Here is a 19,283-nt window from a genome sequence, read left to right on the forward strand (position 1 = left end):
ATGGCACAACCGGAACGCCGGGGCCCCCAGGTCCTGAACATTGGTGAAGTCCTCGCCCAGCTGAGCGCCGACTTCCCGGGCATGACCGCGTCGAAGATCCGCTTCCTGGAGGAAAAGGGACTGATCAACCCGCGGCGCACCCCTGCCGGCTACCGGCAGTACTCGGACGGCGACGTGGAGCGGCTGCGGTTCGTGCTGGCCCTGCAGCGGGACCAGTACCTGCCCCTGAAAGTGATCAAGGACTACCTTGACGCCATCGACAGGGGAGAGCGGCCGGAGAACCTGCCGCCCGGCGTCGTGGTTTCCCCCCGCATTGTCTCCGATGAACTGGCCGCCGAACTGCAGAACCGTGGCCGCAAGCTGAGCGAGGAGCAGCTCCGTACCGAGTCCGGCGCCAGCGTACCGCTCCTGCAGTCCCTCCTGAGCTTCGGCCTCATCAGCCACAGCAACGGCCAGTTCGACGAGCACGCCCTCCAGGTGGCCCGCGCCTGCGTCCAGCTGGAAAGCCACGGCCTGGAACCACGGCACCTGAGGCCCTTCCAGGCAGCAGCCGAACGGGAATTCGGCCTCGTGGAACGCGCTGTCGCGCCGCTTGCCTCACGCAAGGACTCGGCATCCCAGGCACGCGCGGCAGAGGCGGCCCGCGAGATCAGCGATCTTTGCCTCACCCTGCACCGGGCCCTGGTGCAGGACCACATCTCACGCATGGACATCTGATGATCGAAGTCGAGATTGTAGGCGTTCGCATCGAACTGCCTTCCAACCAGCCGCTGGTCCTGCTCAAAGAGATGCACGGCGAACGCCACGTTCCCATTTGGATCGGCACCCCGGAAGCCAGCGCCATCGCCCTGGCCCAGCAGGGCGTGGTCCCGCCCCGGCCCATGACCCACGATCTCCTGGTGGACGTGGTGGAGTCGCTGGGCCACTCCGTGGTCAGCGTCAACATCGTGGCCGTGGAGGACAACATCTTCTACGGGCAGCTGCAGTTCGAAAACGGCACCACCGTTAGCTCGCGCGCCTCGGACGCGCTGGCGGTCGCGCTGCGCGCCAAGTGCCGGATCTGGTGTGCCGATTCCGTAATGGACGAGGCAGGCGTCCGCATTACAGAGCACGACGAGGGGGAAGACGCCGAGCCGGGCCCCACCGTGGACGAGGAGCGCGAACTGCGGCGTTTCCGTGAATTCCTGGACGACGTGGAACCAGAGGACTTCGACGGCTAAGGTCACGTTAAGGTTAAAGTTAAGGCTGAAAGTTTCGACACGCCTCTTCGAAGCCCCCGAGGTCTTTGACCTCGGGACCCGCCGGGCCTAACGTCGAAGTATCAAGTTCCCTTGCTTACGGCAGCCGCGCAAGTCACACTGGAAAGTGCGCCCCGCGGAGAAATTACACCCATGGTCTTCATGCCAAGGATGCTGTATCAGTTCCGGGGGAGCGTACGACAAGGAGGATCCAGGTGAGTCCCAAAGGCGAAGCAGGCGGGCTTAAACAGCCCACGGCTGGTGTTGCTGTGCCCGTGAGCGGTGCCCAAGGCCTCCTGTTCACCGAAGACCTGCCGGTACTGGATGAGGACGCCGGCTACCGTGGCCCCACTGCCTGCAAGGCCGCAGGCATCACCTACCGCCAGCTCGATTACTGGGCCCGCACTGGACTGGTCGAACCGGCCGTCCGCGGCGCCGCCGGCTCAGGCTCGCAGCGGCTCTACGGATTCCGCGACATCCTGGTCCTCAAAGTGGTCAAAAGGCTCCTCGACACCGGAGTTTCCCTCCAGCAGATCCGCACCGCCGTGGAACACCTGCGGGAGCGCGGCGTTGAGGACCTGGCACAGATTACGCTCATGAGCGACGGCGCCAGCGTCTACGAGTGCACCTCCGCCGATGAGGTCATTGACCTGGTGCAGGGCGGCCAGGGCGTGTTCGGCATCGCAGTGGGACGCGTATGGCGCGAGGTCGAGGGCAGCCTCGCATCGCTGCCCAGCGAGCACGCCGCCGAACAGTCCTTTCCGGACGACGAACTAAGCAAGCGCCGGGCAGCGCGGAAGATCAGCTGACCCACCCGCAGCCATACGAATAAGGGGCCGCCCTCCAGCTGGAGGGCGGCCCCTTATTCGTTTACGCGCTGTGGTTTTTGCGGCCTGCGGAACGTCCCGGTCAGCGGGCGCGGCTGCGGAGGCCGCTGCCGGCCGTCATCAGGTTGGACAGCAGGTCGTCAAACAAGCCGGCCGCGGACTTTGCCGAGTCACCCGGCCAATGGTGGACCGGGTGGGCTGCGCCCTGGATCTGCTGCCAGTTGGCCTGCTCGGGAATGCGCGGGCTCAGCAGGAGTTCGCCGAACATGGACTCCATCTCCGCAAGCCGGTAGGTGTGCTCGGAGGAACCGCTCCGGACCCGGTTGGCAACGATTCCTGCCGGCGAAAGATTGGGCGCAAACTCCTGCTTGAACAGCTGGATGGCCCGCATGGTGCGTTCGGTACCGGCAACAGAGAACAGGCCCGGCTCGGCAACCAGGGCCACTTTGTCACTGGCCGCCCAGGCCATGCGCGTCAGGCCATTGAGCGAGGGCGGGCAGTCGACCAGGACCAGCTGGTAGTCCGCGGCGCCGGCGAGCACGGCCGAAAGCCGCCGGAGATCGCGGCGGCCAAGGTCCGGCCGGTCGTAGATACCGGTGTAGGCGGAGCCGACGGCGACATCCAGGACGGCGGGCCCGGAACCGTTGGAGGGGGCGCGGTCGGCCCAGCTGCTGCGCACCACGTTCTCAGCCAGCTTCGCCCGGCGCGGGCTCTTCAGCATCCTGCCGATATCCAGCTGGTCACCCGGCTGCACGCCTAGGGCGGTGGTGGCGTCGGCGTGCGGATCCAGGTCCACCACCAGCGTGCGTACTCCTGCGGCCAGCGCCGCAGACGCCAATCCTGTGGTGACGGAAGTCTTGCCGACTCCACCCTTGAGGCTGCTGATGCTGACTACTTGCACTTGAGAGACCAAAACCTAACGCCGGATGCCGTGTTGGGGGTAATGTTTGCCTCGGCAGAGCCGAAGCCGGACGGTCCTGCCGCCCTACTCATCATATGTTGATGCGTCGGCGAATCCTGCTTTATCGGGCGTCGGCATGGCACCGACTGTGCTGCCGGGGCGGTTTCCGCCAGCCAGGCTGAAAGCGTTCGGGACATGACGGGAAAATCTGTGACCGTGGCCACAAAGATTTGTGTTTGTCCTTGCAGGTCCTAGACACTGTGACCACTCATCGATCCACCCGCAATGATGCAGGAGAAGTATGTTTTCCAAAGTTCTGGTGGCCAACCGCGGCGAAATCGCGATCAGGGCCTTCCGCGCCGGCTACGAGCTGGGCGCTAAGACCGTTGCCGTTTTTCCCCAAGAGGACCGTAACTCGATCCACCGCCAGAAAGCGGACGAGGCCTACCTGATTGGCGAGGAAGGACATCCCGTCCGCGCATACCTGGACGTGGCGGAAGTGGTGCGCGTCGCGAAGGAGTCCGGCGCAGACGCCATCTACCCGGGCTACGGTTTCCTCTCCGAGAACCCGGAACTGGCACGAGCCGCAAAGGAAGCCGGCATCACTTTCGTGGGTCCGCCCGCCGAAGTGCTTGAGCTCGCCGGCAACAAGGTGGCGGCCCTGAAGGCGGCCCGGGAGGCCGGGGTGCCGGTCCTGAAGTCCAGCGAGCCGTCCAAAGACCTGGACGAGCTCCTGGCCGCCGCCGATGAGATCGGATTCCCCATTTTCGCCAAGGCCGTGGCCGGCGGCGGCGGCCGCGGCATGCGGCGGGTGGACACCCGCGAGGCACTGCCCGAAGCACTGAAGTCGGCCATGCGCGAAGCCGATGCTGCGTTCGGTGATCCCACCATGTTCCTGGAGCAGGCGGTCCTTCGACCGCGGCACATCGAAGTGCAGATCCTCGCGGACGCCGAGGGCAACGTCATGCACCTCTTCGAGCGTGACTGCTCCATCCAGCGGAGGCACCAGAAGGTCATCGAGATCGCGCCCGCCCCGAACCTGGACGACAGCATCCGCCAGGCGCTCTACCGCGATGCGGTGAAGTTCGCCAAGGCACTCAAATACGTCAACGCCGGCACCGTGGAATTCCTGGTGGACACCGAAGGCGAGCGGGCAGGCCAGCACGTCTTCATCGAAATGAACCCCCGCATCCAGGTGGAGCACACCGTCACCGAAGAAGTCACCGACGTGGACCTGGTCCAGGCTCAGATGCGGATCGCCTCCGGTGAGACGCTCGCCGACCTCGGACTGTCCCAGGACACGGTCAGGCTTCGCGGCGCCGCCTTGCAGAGCCGCATCACCACCGAGGACCCCGCAAATGGTTTCCGCCCCGACGTCGGAAAGATCACCGGCTACCGCTCGGCAGGCGGTGCCGGTGTCCGCCTGGACGGCGGCACGGTCTACTCCGGTGCCGAGATCAGCCCCCACTTCGACTCAATGCTGGTCAAGCTCACCTGCCGCGGCAGGGATTACCCCGCCGCGGTTGCCCGCGCCCGCCGGGCACTTGCGGAGTTCCGCATCCGCGGCGTCTCCACGAACATCCCCTTCCTCCAGGCTGTGCTGGATGACCCGGACTTCATCGCCGGAGATGTGGCCACGAACTTCATCGACCAGCGCCCGGAACTGCTCAAGGCCCGCGTCTCGGCCGACCGCGGCACCAAGCTCTTGACCTGGCTGGCCGACGTCACCGTCAACAAGCCCAACGGCGACCTGGCCGTGCATTCGGACCCGGCCCACAAGCTGCCCGACGTCAAGGACATGCAGGCAGGACCCGGTTCACGCCAGAAGCTTCTCGAGCTGGGCCCGGAGGGCTTCGCGAAGGCACTGCGTGAGCAGAACGCCGTTGCCGTCACCGACACCACCTTCCGTGACGCGCACCAGTCCCTGCTGGCCACGCGTGTCCGCACCCGCGACCTCGTCGCCGCCGGCCCCGCCGTTACGGCCCTCATGCCGCAGTTGCTGTCCGTCGAGGCCTGGGGCGGCGCCACCTATGATGTGGCACTGCGCTTCCTGGGCGAGGACCCCTGGGACCGGCTCGCCGCACTGCGCAAGGCCATGCCCAACGTCTGCATCCAGATGCTGCTGCGTGGCCGCAACACCGTGGGCTATACCCCTTACCCCGAAGAAGTGACTGAAGCTTTCGTCAACGAGGCTGCCGCCACGGGCATTGACATCTTCCGCATCTTCGACGCCCTGAACGACGTCAACCAGATGGCTCCTGCCATCCGCGCGGTCCGGGCCACCGGCACCGCCGTCGCAGAGGTGGCGCTTTGCTACACCGGCGACATGCTGGACCCGGAAGAGAAGCTCTACACCCTGGACTACTACCTGGGGCTGGCACAGAAGATTGTCGACGCCGGAGCCCACATCCTGGCCATCAAGGACATGGCCGGGCTGCTTCGGCCCGCTGCCGCCGCCAAGCTCGTCGCGGCGCTGCGTGAACGCTTCGACCTGCCCGTCCACCTGCACACCCACGACACTGCCGGCGGCCAGCTGGCTACGCTCCTGGCGGCTGTCGACGCCGGTGTGGATGCCGTGGACGTGGCTTCCGCATCCCTGGCCGGCACCACCAGCCAGGTGTCGGCGTCGGCCCTTGTTGCTGCGCTGGCCCACACGCCCCGGGACACCGGCCTCAGCCTGGACGCCGTCAGCTCGCTTGAGCCGTACTGGGAGGCCGTCCGCCGCGTCTACGCGCCGTTCGAGTCCGGCCTGCCCGGCCCCACCGGCCGGGTGTACAAGCACGAGATCCCCGGCGGGCAGCTCTCCAACCTGCGCCAGCAGGCCATGGCCCTGGGCCTGGGGGAGCGGTTCGAAGCGATCGAGGACATGTACACGGCAGCCGACCGGATCCTTGGCCACCTGGTCAAGGTGACGCCGTCCTCCAAGGTGGTGGGCGACCTCGCCCTGCACCTGGTGGGACTCAACGCGGACCCCGCCGACTTCGAGGCCAACCCGCAGAACTACGACATCCCCGATTCCGTCATCGGCTTCCTGTCCGGCGAGCTCGGCGATCCTCCCGGAGGCTGGCCGGAACCCTTCCGCACGAAGGCCCTGCAGGGCAGGAGCGTCAAGGTCCGCGACGTCGAGCTCAGCGCCGAGGACAGCGCAGCGCTCAAGTCCGACTCCAAGACCCGGCAGCACACACTGAACCGGCTGCTTTTCGACGGGCCCACCAAGGACTACCTGAAGAGCGTGGAGACATACGGCAACATCTCGGTGCTGGATACCCGTGATTACCTCTACGGCCTCCAGCGCGGAACCGAGCACGAAATCCAGCTGGAACGCGGCGTACGGTTGATCGCCTCCCTGGAGGCCGTGTCGGAGCCGGACGAGAAGGGCATGCGCACCGTCATGTGCACCTTGAACGGCCAGTCCCGTCCCGTGGTGGTGCGCGACCGTTCCGTGGTGAGCAACGTCAAGGCCGCTGAGAAGGCCGATCCCGCGCAGCCCGGCCAGGTGGCCGCCCCCTTCGCCGGTGCCGTCACCGTCACCGTCAAGCCAGGGGAGACGGTCAAGGCCGGAGACACCGTGGCCACCATCGAGGCAATGAAGATGGAAGCGTCCATTACGACGCCGGTAGCCGGCAAGGTGTCCCGCCTCGCCATCTCCGCCGTGGAACAGGTCCAGGGCGGAGACCTGCTGCTGGTCATCGACCAGTAGGCTTCACCGGAGACGGCGAAAGGGTCCTCCCGTTCGTGAACTGCTCCCCGGAAGTTGGACTGATGATGAATTCAGTTCCGGCCTTCGGGGAGCAGTTTTTTGCGTGGAGACGGGAAGCCCGCCACCCCGGGAACAGTGCGAAGCCGCAGTGGTCCGGTCAGGCCAGCCAGCGCCACCAGCGTGGCTGCTCCGGTTCCGGCTCCGGTTCAGGCTCCGGCTCCTCGCCGAGGGCCAGCGCGGCCTGGACGATGTCGTCCGCGGTGAGGGTCATGACGGCTTCACGATCGAGGGCGTCGAGGCTTTGTTCCTCATCGAGCGAGAGCCGCAGCGCCTGGCGGTTGAGTGCCTGCTCGAACAGCGTGCGGGCGAACCGCGCGTTGCCGGAGTCTTCGCCCGCATGGAGCCCGGTGAAGATGCGGCGCAGCATCTGGTCCGCACCCGGCTCCAGCATGTACTCGTGCTGGGCCAGCATCTGGTGGAAGATCGTCTGGAGCGCGTCCACCGAGTAATCGGGGAAGGTGATCTCACGGGCGAACCGGGAGCGCAGCCCGGGGTTCGAGAGCAGGAAGGACTCCATCAGCGCCGGATACCCTGCCACAATCACCACCAGGCGGTGGCGGTGGTCCTCCATCCGCTTGAGCAGGACCTCGATCGCCTCCGGGCCGAAGTCCATCCGGCCGTCCTCAGGGGCCAGCGCGTAGGCCTCATCGATGAACAGGACACCGTCCAGCGCGCGCCGGATCACCCGGTCCGTCTTGATGGCGGTCTGGCCGACGTACTGCCCCACCAGGCCCGAACGGTCCACCTCCACCAGGTGGCCTTTCTGCAGCAGGCCGACCGCGCGGTACATCTCGGCCAGGAGCCGGGCCACGGTGGTTTTGCCCGTGCCCGGGTTTCCCAGGAACACCAGGTGCTGTGATGTGGCAACCTCCGGCAGGCCGTGCGCCTTACGGCGTGCCTGGACCTGGAGCAGTGCGACGAGGGCCCGCACCTGTTCCTTCACGGTTTCCAGTCCGACCAGCGCGTCGAGTTCGGCCTGCACTTCGGACAGCGGCCGGGCCGGCCCGGGCCTGGCCCCCATGAGATCGCCCACGAGGTCGTCCACGCGCTCCGAACCGCCGGGCAGCTTGAGCTGATCGGCGAGGTGTCCGATGGTTTCGCGCAGGTCATCGAGCGGTTTGCGGCTGGCAGCCATGCAACCACTGTAGTACCCGATGCCGAACCAGGGGTGGTCCGTGGAACAGGAAAGGGTCCTCCCGCCATGGGAGGACCCTTTCGTGTTACCGGCCTCAGGAGCGCGGGGCGGAGTACATTTCCTCGATTACGCTTTCGAAGTCCTTCATGACCTGTGACCTTTTGACCTTCATTGACGGCGTGAGGTGCCCGGAGGCTTCGGTGAAGTCGGCCGGGACGATGCGGAAGGACTTGATGGCTTCGGCCTGGGAGACCGACGAATTTGCCGCGGTAATGAGGTCCTGCACTGCTGCCTTAACCACTGGATTGGCCGCTGCCTGCTCCAGGGTGGTGTCCGCCGGAAGGCCGTGGCGCTGGAGCCAGCCCGGCAGGGCTTCCTGGTCCAGGGTTACCAGGGCCCCGATGAAGGGCCTGTTGTCGCCCACCACGAGAACCTGCGATACCAGGGCGTCGGCACGGATCTGGTCCTCCAGCAGGGCCGGGATGACGTTCTTGCCGCCGGCGGTAACGATGATTTCCTTTTTGCGGCCGGTGATCCAGACGAAACCGTCGTCATCCAGCTTGCCGATGTCCCCGGTATGGAACCAGCCATCCGTGAACGCCTCCGCGGTGAGGTCGTCCCGCCCGTAGTAGCCGCGCATGACGCAGACTCCCTTGGCCAGGATCTCGCCGTCGTCGGCAATCTTGACGGAGTTGCCCGGGAGGGGCTTGCCCACGGAACCGATCTTGATCCGGGACGGGGTGTTCACCGTGATGGGCGCGGTGGTTTCGGTGAGCCCGTATCCCTCCAGCACCTGCAGGCCAATGCCCTGGAAGAAGTGGCCCAGCCGCTCGCCCAGGGGGCCGCCACCGGACACGGCATGGGCAACATGTCCACCCATGGCAGCCCGCAGCTTGCCGTAGACCAGCTTGTCGAACAACGCGTGCCGCAGCTTCAGGCCCAGCCCCACCCGTCCGTCCTGCCGCGCCTTCGAGAAGGCGATGGCAGTCTCGGCGGCCCGGTGGAAGATGGCGCCTTTGCCGCCGTCCTCGGCCTTGGTCAGCGCGGAGTTGTAGACCTTCTCGAAGACCCTGGGCACCGCCAGGATGAACGTCGGTTCGTAGCTCTGCAGGTCCGCCAGGAGGTTCTTGATGTCCGGGGTGTGGGCCACCGTGGTTCCGGCTGCCATCGCCAGTACCGAGATGTACCGGGCAAACACGTGGGCCAGCGGCAGGAACATGATGGTCTTGGCATGCTCGTGGACAATTTCGCCGATGATGCCCAGGGCATTGTCCGAGAGTTCCACGAAGTTGCCGTGCGTCAGCTCACAGCCCTTGGGGCGTCCTGTGGTTCCGGAGGTGTAGATGATGGTGGCAACGTCCTGCAGTCCCGCAGCTTTGCGGCGGGACTCGAGGTCCTCATCGCTGACGCCGCGGCCTGCTTCCCGGAGGCTGTCCAGGCCCTGGCCCTCAAGCTGCCACACGTGCTGCACGTCCGTCAGGCCTTCGGCGGTGACGGCCTGGCGGATAACGTTCTCGTGCTGGGCGGACTCGCCGAACGCGGCCACCGCGCCGGAGTCACCCAGGTTCCAGGCCACCTGGGAAGGGGAGGAGGTTTCATAGATGGGGACCGAGACCGCTCCTGCGAACCAGATGGAAAAGTCCACGAGAGACCACTCGTAGCGGGTACGGGACATGATGCCCACACGGTCACCGGCGCCGACTCCACTGGCCATCAGCCCCTTGGCCAACGCCTTGACGTCGGCCAGGAATTCGGTGGCCGACACGTTGCGCCACGCACCCGAGGCGTCCAGGCGGGAAAACAGTGCCGGGTTGCTGGGCTTGGCCGCCTGCCGCAGCACCAGGTCAGTGATGTTGGTTTCGGGCGGGACAACAACCAGGGGCGGAACACTGAATTCGCGCACTATAGCTCCTTTGATATCTGAAGTCCCGCGCAGGGGGTTTGCCTAAAGACTAGTACCCCGGGCGGAACAGTGCAGTACACAAACCTACTGGCGAGTAACTTAGCCGTCAATGGGCGCTGTGAAGGGCTGTATGTCAAGACAATGTTTCCGCCCGCCTAGAATGGTGGACTATGTACGGACCGTTGCCCGGCGATCAGGCCGGCCCCCTGAAAAGACCAGCTCCGTGGCGCCGCCGTCCCGCCACCCACCGTGCCGGACAGCTCCATGGCGGCGCCGGCGGGCACCTCCGCCTGGGCCGCAAGGGACTGGCCATCGGAATCGACATCGGGGGAACCAAGGTCGCTGCCGGCGTGGTGGACGCCGAAGGACGGATCCTCAGCGAGGCCCGCCGCTCCACCCCCGGAACGGACCCGCGGGCAGTGGAGCAGGTCATTGTCGAACTGGTGGAGGAACTCGGCCGGGGGCACCGCATCTGGTCAGTGGGCATCGGCGCAGCCGGCTGGATGGACCTTGCCGGGGGAACCGTCCTTTTCAGCCCGCACCTGGCCTGGCGCAATGAGCCGCTGCGTGACAACCTCCAGCGGCTCCTCCGCCGGCCGGTGCTCCTGACCAACGACGCCGATGCCGCAGCATGGGCGGAGTGGCGCTTCGGCGCCGGGCAGGGGGAGGACCGGCTGGTCTGCATCACGCTGGGTACCGGCATCGGCGGCGCCATGGTGATGGACGGCAGGGTGGAACGCGGCCGCTTTGGCGTGGCAGGCGAGTTTGGCCACCAGATCATCATGCCGGGCGGCCACCGCTGCGAATGCGGCAACCGAGGCTGCTGGGAACAGTACGCTTCGGGCAACGCCCTGGGACGGGAAGCCCGGCTCCTGGCGCGGTCCAACTCACCGATGGCCCAGGACCTGCTGGCGGCCGTGGGGGGACATCCGGAAGCGATCACCGGAGCCATCGTGACCGAACTGGCGCTCGCCGGCGACCCCGCTTCGCGGGAGCTGATCGAGGAGGTCGGCGAATGGCTGGGCCTCGGGCTGGCCAACCTGGCAGCGGCCCTGGACCCGGGGCTGTTCGTTATCGGCGGCGGCCTGTGCTCAGCGGGCGACCTGCTGGTCGAACCGGCCCGCAAGGCCTTCGCACGGAACCTGACGGGGCGCGGATTCCGCCCGGCTGCAGGGATCGAGCTGGCGGCCCTGGGCCCCAACGCGGGGCTCATCGGAGCTGCCGACCTTTCCCGCGTCAGCAGCCGCGTCCGCAGCTGAGGACGACGGCGGTGCGGCCGCCGGGGAGCTAGACCCTGGCGCCGTCGTCGTCGCCGTTCTTTTCCTGGGGCAGCTTCATGATCAGGTACACCGTGGCCAGCACGAACACCGCAACGATGCCAACGATGGCCAGCAGGGGTGCTGACCGCCAGAACATGGCTGAGAGCAGCAGTGCGACGGGTCCGCCGACGGCCCCGAGCCAGGCGAGCATGGTCAGGGGGTCGGTGCCGGCCAGGCTGGGCGGTTCCTCCGGCACGAACTCTTCGCCGTCGTCGTCCACGTCATAGTCCCTGGGACCCTCGCCGGGCCCGTCCGCGCCATTCCCGGGCCGCGCCTGACGTTCGGCCGCGGACATTTCGGCGGGAGGAGTTCCCGCCAGTCCCAGGGGATCGAAATCGCGGAACGTTGGTTGCGCGGGGGGGTCCGGCGCAGCAGCCACCGGACCGGTGGGCACATGTTCCCCGGGAGCGGGGGAATCGGGGCGGATCGCCACGGTGTCCGATTCCAGCCTTGCCACCAGGTCCAGCCAGACGGCGTCGTCCTGGTTGGCGCCCTGGTCCGGCTGGTCGGAGTCAGGCCTGTTCACTGCGGACCTCCTGTCCGGGCCGCGCAGGGCCGGCCGGCGCATTCTGCAGGACGCGCCGGATGAACTCAACAGACCCCTCAAAGATGCGGTCGGCGTCGTTGTCCAGGGTCGCGACGTGGTAGCTGTTCTCCAGCCGCACCACTTCCAGCGGAGCGTGCGTCAGCCCGCGCCGGAGGGCGTTCATGCTGGCATCCGACACCACGTGGTCCACGGTGGAGCGGTAGACCTGCACGGGTGCGGTGACCCGTGGCAGGAGCCGGACGGTGTCCCTGAACATTTTGTTCAGTTCGTGGGCAGCGGCCACGGGTGTGCGTGCATAGGCGCCCTCATCCATCCCTGCCTTGAGGATGTCATTGCCGATGGAGGGGGTGCTTTTAAGCACCAGCTTCAGGATCCCTGCCAAGGGCGCGCGGGGATCATCAATCACCAGGCCGGGGTTCACCAGGATCACTCCCGCGACGGGCCGGGTGGCCGCAATGCGCAGGGCCAGAGCCCCGCCCATGCTCAGGCCGGCTGCGAAGACCTGGTCGCACTCCGCGTCCAGTTCCAGGAAGGCGTCGTCCAGGGCGCCGTGCCACTGCTGCCAGCGGGTGCGGGCCAGATCCTGCCACGTGGTCCCGTGGCCGGGCAGCAGCGGCATGCGGACGGCGAAACCGGCTGCGGCGAACGCCGCGGCCCAGGCGCGCAGGCCATGGGGGCTTCCCGTGAAGCCGTGGGACAGGACCACCCCCGTGCGGGATCCTTCGCCGCTGAAGGGGCTGGTGAACGGGCTGTGGTCCGGACCGGAGGTCATGGCGTCTCCAAGGGACTGGTGTGGCGGGCGTGGGCGGCGACGAATTCTCCTGACCTGGCGAAGATCGCGGGCGCGTCAACGTCCAGAGTAGCCACATGGCCGCTGCTGGCAAGGTCCACCACGTCGGTGAGGTTCGCGCCCAACCCCGTCCGCAGCAGGGCCAGCGATGTGGGCGGGACCACGGCGTCGGTACGCGACTTGAAGACCTGGACCGGGGCGTCGACACCGGGCAGCGCCCGTACGGTTGCACCGAACAGTTTCTTGAGCTCATGCACTGCCGCGAGCGGCGTCAGGGAGTAATCGCCATCGTTCGTCGCCGGCGCCCCGGTCTGCTCCTCCTGGATGGGGACCGTGGTCCGCTGGAAGTATTTGAGGAGGCCGATGATCCGTACCCGGCGGTCGTAGAAGCTGAGGCCCGGGTTAACGACGCTGACCCCTGCCACCTGGTGGCGGGATGCTGCGAGGAGGGCAATCGCACCGCCCATCGACAGGCCCGCCGTAAAACAGGAATCCGTCCGGCCCGCCAGGTCGAGGAGGGCCTTTTCATAGCTGCGGTACCAGTCCTGCCAGCCGGTCAGCGCTAGCTGGCGCCAGTCCGTTCCATGCCCCGGCAGAAGCGGGACGGATACGGCGTATCCGAGGTCCGCGAGGTGCTGTGCCCACGGCATGATACTCAGGGGACTGCCCGTGAAACCGTGACAAATGGCCACCCCGGTGCGGGCGTTGGCGCCGTGGCCCGGATAACTGAAAGCGGCCGGACGGGACGGGGGGCTGCTTTCAGTCATGACTCCATCGTGTCACTGTTCCAGCCAAATCTCACTAGAGTAGGGTTGCATTGAATCGCTGGCCAGGCCCGACGCAGGGCCTGGGGCTGCCTTCCGGAGAGGTTCACCACGTGTTCTATTGGGTCATGAAAAGGATCTTCCTCGGTCCGGTGATCAAGCTGCTCTTCAGGCCCTGGGTCAAGGGCCTGGACAACATTCCGGCGCAGGGGGCCGCCATCATCGCCTCCAACCACCTGTCGTTCTCCGACTCCATCTTCATGCCGCTCATGGTGCGGCGCCCTGTGGTCTTCCTCGCCAAGTCGGAGTACTTCACGGGAACCGGCATCAAGGGCAGGCTCACGGCCGCGTTCTTCCGCCTCACCAACCAATTGCCCATGGACCGCTCCGGGGGCGCTGCCTCCGCCGCGTCCCTGAACGCAGGGATGGAAGTACTCGGCGCCGGCGGCCTGCTGGGCATCTACCCGGAGGGCACGCGAAGCCCCGACGGACGGTTGTACCGCGGCAAGGTAGGCGTGGCACGGCTGGCGCTCCAGGCCGGGGTCCCTGTGATCCCCGTTGCCATGATCGGCACCGACAAGGTCCAGCCCATCGGCAAGCGCCTGCCCAACATCCGCAGGATCGGCATGATCTTCGGCGAACCGCTGGATTTCAACCAGTACCGGGAGCAGGCAGAAGACCGGACGGTCCAGCGCCAGGTCACGGACGAGATCATGTCCCGGCTGATGCGGCTCTCCGGCCAGGAATACGTGGATGAATATGCGGCCGTGGTGAAGCTGCGGCTCGCCGGGAAGCCGGAGGAACCGCGGGCTGCCGCCGAGCCCCTCGCGGCCCCGGCAGCCTCCGGAGACGGATTCATCCAGGACTCCGGGTCAGGCCCGGCGCCGGGCAGCCCCGGTGTGGAGGACGACGCCCGCACAGAGGCCGCGGGATAGCGGAACCTTCCGGCGGCCCCGCGGCAGTTGTGACGGGGACAGCGGGCAGCGTGACGGTCCGGTGCCCGGCGCTGCCGCCCTGCCGCTAGTCTTAGAGGGTGACTGAGCTATCTGCAAAACCAGCCTTTTCTCTGTCCAGCACCGCCCAGAGCGGAGCGGCCAACTATCCCGGACTGGACCATTGGCGGGACCTTCCCATCTCCCAGCAGCCCAGCTGGCAGGACCGGGATGTCTTTGAGGCCTCAGTGAAGGAACTGTCGGTCCTGCCGCCGCTGGTGTTTGCAGGCGAAGTGGACGTGCTTCGCGAGCGGCTGGCTGCCGCTGCCCAGGGCAAGGCGTTCCTTCTGCAGGGCGGCGACTGCGCCGAGACCTTCGAGGCTGCCACGGCCGACAAGATCAGCGCCCGTGTGAAAACCATCCTCCAGATGGCGGTGGTGCTCACCTATGGTGCCGCGATGCCGGTCATCAAGATGGGCCGCATGGCGGGCCAGTTCGCCAAGCCGCGCTCCTCCAATGACGAAACACGTGACGGCGTGACCCTGCCCGCCTACCGCGGCGACATCGTCAACGGGTACGACTTCACCCCCGAGTCGCGCGGCCACGACGCCGCGCGCATGCTGCGGGCGTACCACACGTCGGCCTCCACCCTGAACCTCATCCGCGCCTTCACGCAGGGCGGTTTCGCGGACCTGCGCTCCGTGCACCAGTGGAACAAGGGGTTTACCGAAAACCCGGCCCACGCCCGTTACGAATCACTGGCCCGCGATATTGACCGTGCCATCAAGTTCATGGACTCCTGCGGCGCCGACTTCGAAGCCCTCAAGCGGGTGGAGTTCTTCGCAAGCCACGAGGCACTGCTCTTGGATTACGAACGCGCGCTGACCCGTATCGACTCCCGCACCGGCTTCCCGTACGACACCTCGGCCCATTTCCTCTGGATCGGCGAGCGTACCCGGGAACTGGACCACGCCCATGTCGACTTCCTCTCGCGGGTACGCAACCCCATCGGCGTGAAGCTGGGCCCGTCCACCACCGGTGACGACGCCCTGCGCCTGATCGACAAGCTCGACCCGGACCGCGAGCCCGGCCGCCTCACCTTCATCACCCGCATGGGCGCCGGCAACATCCGCGAAAAGCTGCCGGCCGTCGTCGAGAAGGTCACCGCCTCCGGGGCGCAGGTCCTGTGGGTCACCGACCCCATGCACGGCAACACCGTCACCTCGCCCAACGGTTACAAGACCCGGAACTTCGACGACGTCATCGACGAAGTGCGCGGGTTCTTCGAGGTGCACCACGGACTGGGGACTGTACCGGGCGGCCTGCACGTGGAGATGACAGGCGACGACGTCGCCGAGTGCCTGGGCGGCGCCGACCCGATCGACCAGGATGCGTTCCTGGACCGCTACGAGTCGGTCTGCGATCCCCGCCTGAACCACATGCAGTCACTCGAAATGGCCTTCCTGGTGGCCGGCGCGCTCGCCAAGCACTAGGAACCAAGCCAAACGGTTCCGGGGTGGGCAGGCTTATGCCTGCCCACCTGGACTACACCACCGTGATGGTGACGACGGAGCCTTCCGGGACCTCCCGGTCCACCGGCGACTGGTCCCGCACGGTGCCGAAGAAGCCGCCCAGGATGTTGTTCACCCGGACCTGGAAGCCCAGTGCCTCGAGCGCCTTGCGTGCCTCCGAGGCCTGCTTGCCGATGAAGCTGGGGACAGCCACCATCTTCGGGCCCTTGGAAATGGTCAGGGTCACCGTGCCGCCCCTGGTCAGCGTCCCGTTGGCCGGGGACTGGCTGACCACGGCGCCCTCCGGAACGTTCCGGTCGAACACCTGGTCGGGGGCTACCTCGGCAGTGAGGCCTGCTGCCTCAACCGCAGCGACGGCGTCGTCCTCGGCCTTACCGACGACCGACGGAACGGCAATAGGCTGCGGTCCCTTGGAAACCGTAAGTCCCACGGGAGTACCGTGCCGGGCAGGGGTGCCGGCAGCGGGATCCTGGGACAGGACGGTACCGGCAGCTGCTTCCTCATCAAATTTTTCGGTGACCGTCCCCAGCGCCATCTCCGCCGCGTTCAGGGCGCTCTTCGCCGCGTCCAGAGTCCCGCCGGTAAGTGGTGGCAACGGGAAAAGCTGCGGCCCCTTGGACACCAGCAATGAGACGGGCTGGAACTTCCTGATTTCCGTCCCAGCGGCGGGCTCACTGCCCACCACGAGCCCGGTGGGCACGTCGTCGTCGAAGACGTCGCTCGTGGTGGAGCGGAAGCCCACCCCGTTGAGCAGTTGCTGGGCCTGTGCCACTGTCTTGTTGGCTACTGCCGGCACGGCAGCGGCGGCACCGGGGCCCATGCCGAAGAACCAGCCCGCGCCCGTCGCCAGCAGGGCCGCGAGGATGAGGACCACCACCCAGATGAAGCCGCGGCGGCGCGGATTTCCCTCCCGCAGGGTACGCACCGGAGTTGCGGCGGCCAGCGCGCGGAGCTTCTCGCTTTCCCGGTCCGCTTTCCGCTGCGCCCGCTTGCCCAGCCGCGGCGGCGGGGGAGACCAGCCGCTGTCCCCATCGTCGTCGTCGGGCAGCGTAAGCCCGGGCGGGTAAGCTGGCGCTGCCGGCCGGGAGGGAGGAAGCAGCGTTGTCGGATTGCTGGTGCGGCCCAGAATTTCCGTCGCGTGCTGCCACGCAGCGGCGGCCGCTGCCGGCGGCTGCAGGTCCAGCTCCGCATCGGTGAGGTTGGTCCGGATGTGGCGCAGCTCCTGGAGCAGCGCGTTGCCGTCCACGGGCCGGTTCTCGGGATCGTTGGCGGTACACCACTGCACCAGTTCATCCACTTCGCCGGCCAGCCGGGGGACCAGGTCCGACGGCGGCCCGACCATCCCGTTGACGTGCTGGTAGGCCACCTGGATGGGTGCTTCGCCCTCGAACGGCTGCCGCCCGGTCAGCATTTCGTACAGCATGATGCCCACCGAGTAGACGTCGCTGCGCGCATCCGCCGGCTTGCCGAGGACCAGCTCCGGCGAGATGTAGGCCACCGTCCCGATCAGGGCTCCGGTGCTGGTTGAGCTGGTTACGGCACGGGCGAGGCCGAAGTCGCCGATCTTGATCCGGCCGTCGTCGGCGATCAGGACGTTTTCCGGCTTCACGTCGCGGTGGATGAAACCGGCTGCGTGTGCCGCCCCCAGCCCCTCCACCACCGGATCTATCAGTGCCAGCGCCAGTCGGGGTGGCAGGGCACCCCGGTCGCGGAGGACGTCCCTGAGCGTGTGGCCCTTGATGTATTCCATGACGAGGTAGGCGGTGTTGCCGTCGTTTCCCTGGTCCAAAACACCCACCACGTGCGGATGGGACAGGCGGGCGGCGGCCTTGGCCTCACGGCCCAGCCTGCCCAGGAAGTTTTCATCTGCTGCGAGGTGGGGATGCAGCACCTTGAGGGCCACCTCACGGTCCAGCCTTTGGTCCACGGCCAGGTAGACGGTGGACATCCCGCCACGGGCGAGCCTGGAAGTGACGGCATAGCGGTTGTCCACCAGCGTCCCTACAACTGGGTCTGACACGTGTTCCTGCACCTTACGATCCTAATCCCGCAGCAAAACGCGTCTGAAATGAAAACGGGTCCGAACCGGTAACGGTTCGGACCCGCAATCATGAAATTGGTCAGCGGCCGGAGCTCAGCTGAAGTTCTTCTGGTGCGCCTTGATGGCCGCCAGATAGGCCTTGGTGTCGTCGTACATACCGTTCTTGCTCACCGAGTACTGGCCCTGGTAATAACCGGCGATGGCGGTGTCCTGATCCTTGCTGGTGGCCAGGAGCTGCCGGATGATGGCTACCCCGGCCGTGGCGTTGTCGTACGGGTCCAGCAGGTTCAGCTTCCGTCCAACCAGGTCCGATGCCCACTGCCCGGAGCTCGGAATGACCTGCATGGTGCCGATCGCGTTGGCGGGCGACACGGCGCGCTGGTTGAAGCCGGATTCCTGGAACGCGAAAGCCAAAGCCAGAGAGGGGTCCACGCCCATGCGGCGTGCCGTGTCCGCAACGATGTTCTTCATTTCGTCCCGCGAGGGAACGGGCGAGGCGTTCAGCAGGGCCTTGTTTTCATTGGCGGAGCTGACAACAGCGGCCGGGTAGCTGAACCCCAGGAAAGAACTGGGCACCAGGGGAGCGGCTGCCGGCTGGGGTGCTGCTGCGGGCTGCGCTGCCTGGCCGGAGCCCCCGGGAATCACCAGCTTGCTGCCCGGGTAGATAACCGTGGTCATGCCCAGCTTGTTCGCGGCGAGCAGGTCCGACAGCTTGACGCCGTGGCGCGACGCGATGGCGGAGAGCGTGTCGCCAGCCTTGATGGTGTACGAGCCCGTTGCCGGTGCCGCGGTGTTTGCCAGCGGTGCAGGTGCAGGTGCGGCGGGAGCCGGGGCTGCGGGGGCGGGTGCGGGATCGCCGCCGCCCACCTTGACCTTCTGTCCCGGGTAGATGATGGAGCGCATGGAGAGGTTGTTCCAGGCGAAGACGTCCGAGAGGGAGACGTTGTGCCTGGCCGCGATGGCACCAAGGGTGTCGCCGGGCTTTACCGTGTAGGTCGCGCCGCCCGCGGGGGCCGGCGCTGCGGGAGCCGGAGCGGCGGGTGCAGCGGCGGGTGCAGGAGCCGCAGGCTCCGCGGAGCCGGACAGCTTGAGCTTCTGGCCCGGGTAAATGATCGTGTTGGCCTGCAGGTTGTTCAGCTTCAGGATGTCCCCGGTGTTCAGGCCGAACCGGCCGGCGATCCCGCTGACGGTATCCCCGCGGACGATCGTGTACTCGGCGGGTGCCGCCGGCTGCGCGGGCTGGAACGCTGCGGGAATGGTGGTGGAGACAACTGCGGCGGGGATTACGGTGCCGGCCGCTTTCGCTGCAGCCTGTGCCTTCATTGCTGCTGCAAGGCTGCTGGGAATGTTCCGTACGGGCTGCTGGGCGGTCGCCGGCTGGGCGAGGGCCAAAGATGACAATACGACCGCTGGCAGCGCCGCAGTGGTGGCGGCAATCATCGGCAGACTCGGCTTGGGGGGCTGCTTGGGCGAGCGGGACATCGTCATCGGAAAGAATCCTCTTCTCAACTGCGGGTGCGGACGCGGACGGGGATGCCGCTGTCAATCTTGATACTACTGTGACTCAAGTTATTAGTGTTACAACTGTGATGTG

General features: G+C 66.8%; 15 protein-coding genes. 7 read left to right on the forward strand and 8 right to left on the reverse strand.

The window, feature by feature from the left end:
* From LDO22_RS00280 to LDO22_RS00290, 3 genes are all read left to right on the forward strand, one after another.
* Complete coding sequence (locus LDO22_RS00280) at positions 1–717, forward strand: MerR family transcriptional regulator (protein ID WP_018763526.1); 717 nt, start codon at positions 1–3, stop codon at positions 715–717.
* The gene (locus tag LDO22_RS00285) at positions 717–1,220 is read left to right on the forward strand and encodes a bifunctional nuclease family protein (RefSeq protein WP_056331728.1); all 504 of its coding nucleotides are present in this window, start codon (positions 717–719) and stop codon (positions 1,218–1,220) included. Before LDO22_RS00280 ends, LDO22_RS00285 begins: the two co-directional genes overlap by 1 nt.
* 233 nt (positions 1,221–1,453) lie before the next feature.
* The gene (locus LDO22_RS00290) at positions 1,454–2,047 is read left to right on the forward strand and encodes a MerR family transcriptional regulator (protein WP_018763528.1); all 594 of its coding nucleotides are present in this window, start codon (positions 1,454–1,456) and stop codon (positions 2,045–2,047) included.
* 100 nt (positions 2,048–2,147) lie between these two features.
* Here LDO22_RS00290 and LDO22_RS00295 read toward each other — a convergent pair whose 3' ends face one another.
* The gene (locus tag LDO22_RS00295; RefSeq protein WP_224025657.1) at positions 2,148–2,966 is read right to left on the reverse strand and encodes a ParA family protein; all 819 of its coding nucleotides are present in this window, start codon (positions 2,964–2,966) and stop codon (positions 2,148–2,150) included.
* A 301-nt stretch (positions 2,967–3,267) separates the two neighbouring features.
* On the opposite strand from LDO22_RS00295, the gene LDO22_RS00300 reads away from it, so the two are divergent.
* Positions 3,268–6,666 (forward strand): pyruvate carboxylase, encoded by a 3,399-nt coding sequence (locus LDO22_RS00300; protein ID WP_224025658.1) that lies wholly within the window; start codon positions 3,268–3,270, stop codon positions 6,664–6,666.
* Positions 6,667–6,823: 157 nt separating this feature from the next.
* On the opposite strand, the gene LDO22_RS00305 is transcribed toward LDO22_RS00300, so the two are convergent.
* Both LDO22_RS00305 and LDO22_RS00310 read right to left on the reverse strand, forming a co-directional pair.
* The gene (locus LDO22_RS00305; protein WP_224025659.1) at positions 6,824–7,861 is read right to left on the reverse strand and encodes an AAA family ATPase; all 1,038 of its coding nucleotides are present in this window, start codon (positions 7,859–7,861) and stop codon (positions 6,824–6,826) included.
* Positions 7,862–7,955: 94 nt separating this feature from the next.
* Positions 7,956–9,764: an AMP-dependent synthetase/ligase gene (locus LDO22_RS00310; protein WP_224025660.1), complete on the reverse strand. Its 1,809-nt coding sequence runs from the start codon at positions 9,762–9,764 to the stop codon at positions 7,956–7,958.
* A gap of 170 nt (positions 9,765–9,934) precedes the next feature.
* Between LDO22_RS00310 and LDO22_RS00315 the strand changes: the two genes are divergently transcribed.
* Positions 9,935–11,023, forward strand: a complete 1,089-nt coding sequence (locus LDO22_RS00315) for an ROK family glucokinase (RefSeq protein WP_224025661.1) — start codon at positions 9,935–9,937, stop codon at positions 11,021–11,023.
* A 28-nt stretch (positions 11,024–11,051) separates the two neighbouring features.
* Here the strand turns inward: LDO22_RS00315 and LDO22_RS00320 are convergent, their stop codons facing one another.
* Genes LDO22_RS00320 through LDO22_RS00330 form a run of 3 tightly spaced genes read right to left on the reverse strand, consistent with a single transcriptional unit; the run spans position 11,052 to position 13,187 of the window.
* Positions 11,052–11,609: a hypothetical protein gene (locus LDO22_RS00320; protein ID WP_224025662.1), complete on the reverse strand. Its 558-nt coding sequence runs from the start codon at positions 11,607–11,609 to the stop codon at positions 11,052–11,054.
* Positions 11,596–12,402 (reverse strand): alpha/beta fold hydrolase, encoded by an 807-nt coding sequence (locus tag LDO22_RS00325; RefSeq protein ID WP_224025663.1) that lies wholly within the window; start codon positions 12,400–12,402, stop codon positions 11,596–11,598. Before LDO22_RS00325 ends, LDO22_RS00320 begins: the two co-directional genes overlap by 14 nt.
* On the reverse strand, positions 12,399–13,187 hold the full coding sequence (locus LDO22_RS00330) for an alpha/beta fold hydrolase (RefSeq protein WP_224025664.1): 789 nt from the start codon (positions 13,185–13,187) through the stop codon (positions 12,399–12,401). Before LDO22_RS00330 ends, LDO22_RS00325 begins: the two co-directional genes overlap by 4 nt.
* Before the next feature lie 110 nt (positions 13,188–13,297).
* Here LDO22_RS00330 and LDO22_RS00335 point away from each other — a divergent pair, with 110 nt between their 5' ends.
* Together LDO22_RS00335 and LDO22_RS00340 are read left to right on the forward strand one after the other, a co-directional pair.
* On the forward strand, positions 13,298–14,119 hold the full coding sequence (locus LDO22_RS00335) for a lysophospholipid acyltransferase family protein (RefSeq protein WP_224025665.1): 822 nt from the start codon (positions 13,298–13,300) through the stop codon (positions 14,117–14,119).
* Positions 14,120–14,217: 98 nt separating this feature from the next.
* The gene (locus LDO22_RS00340; protein ID WP_159632253.1) at positions 14,218–15,609 is read left to right on the forward strand and encodes a 3-deoxy-7-phosphoheptulonate synthase class II; all 1,392 of its coding nucleotides are present in this window, start codon (positions 14,218–14,220) and stop codon (positions 15,607–15,609) included.
* A 52-nt stretch (positions 15,610–15,661) separates the two neighbouring features.
* Here the strand turns inward: LDO22_RS00340 and pknB are convergent, their stop codons facing one another.
* Both pknB and LDO22_RS00350 read right to left on the reverse strand, forming a co-directional pair.
* On the reverse strand, positions 15,662–17,680 hold the full coding sequence (gene pknB / locus LDO22_RS00345) for a Stk1 family PASTA domain-containing Ser/Thr kinase (RefSeq protein WP_224025666.1): 2,019 nt from the start codon (positions 17,678–17,680) through the stop codon (positions 15,662–15,664).
* A gap of 102 nt (positions 17,681–17,782) precedes the next feature.
* Positions 17,783–19,177: a lytic transglycosylase domain-containing protein gene (locus tag LDO22_RS00350; RefSeq protein WP_224025667.1), complete on the reverse strand. Its 1,395-nt coding sequence runs from the start codon at positions 19,175–19,177 to the stop codon at positions 17,783–17,785.
* Positions 19,178–19,283 lie beyond the last annotated feature (106 nt).

This window comes from Arthrobacter sp. NicSoilC5 (assembly GCF_019977395.1).
Lineage (GTDB): Bacteria > Actinomycetota > Actinomycetes > Actinomycetales > Micrococcaceae > Arthrobacter.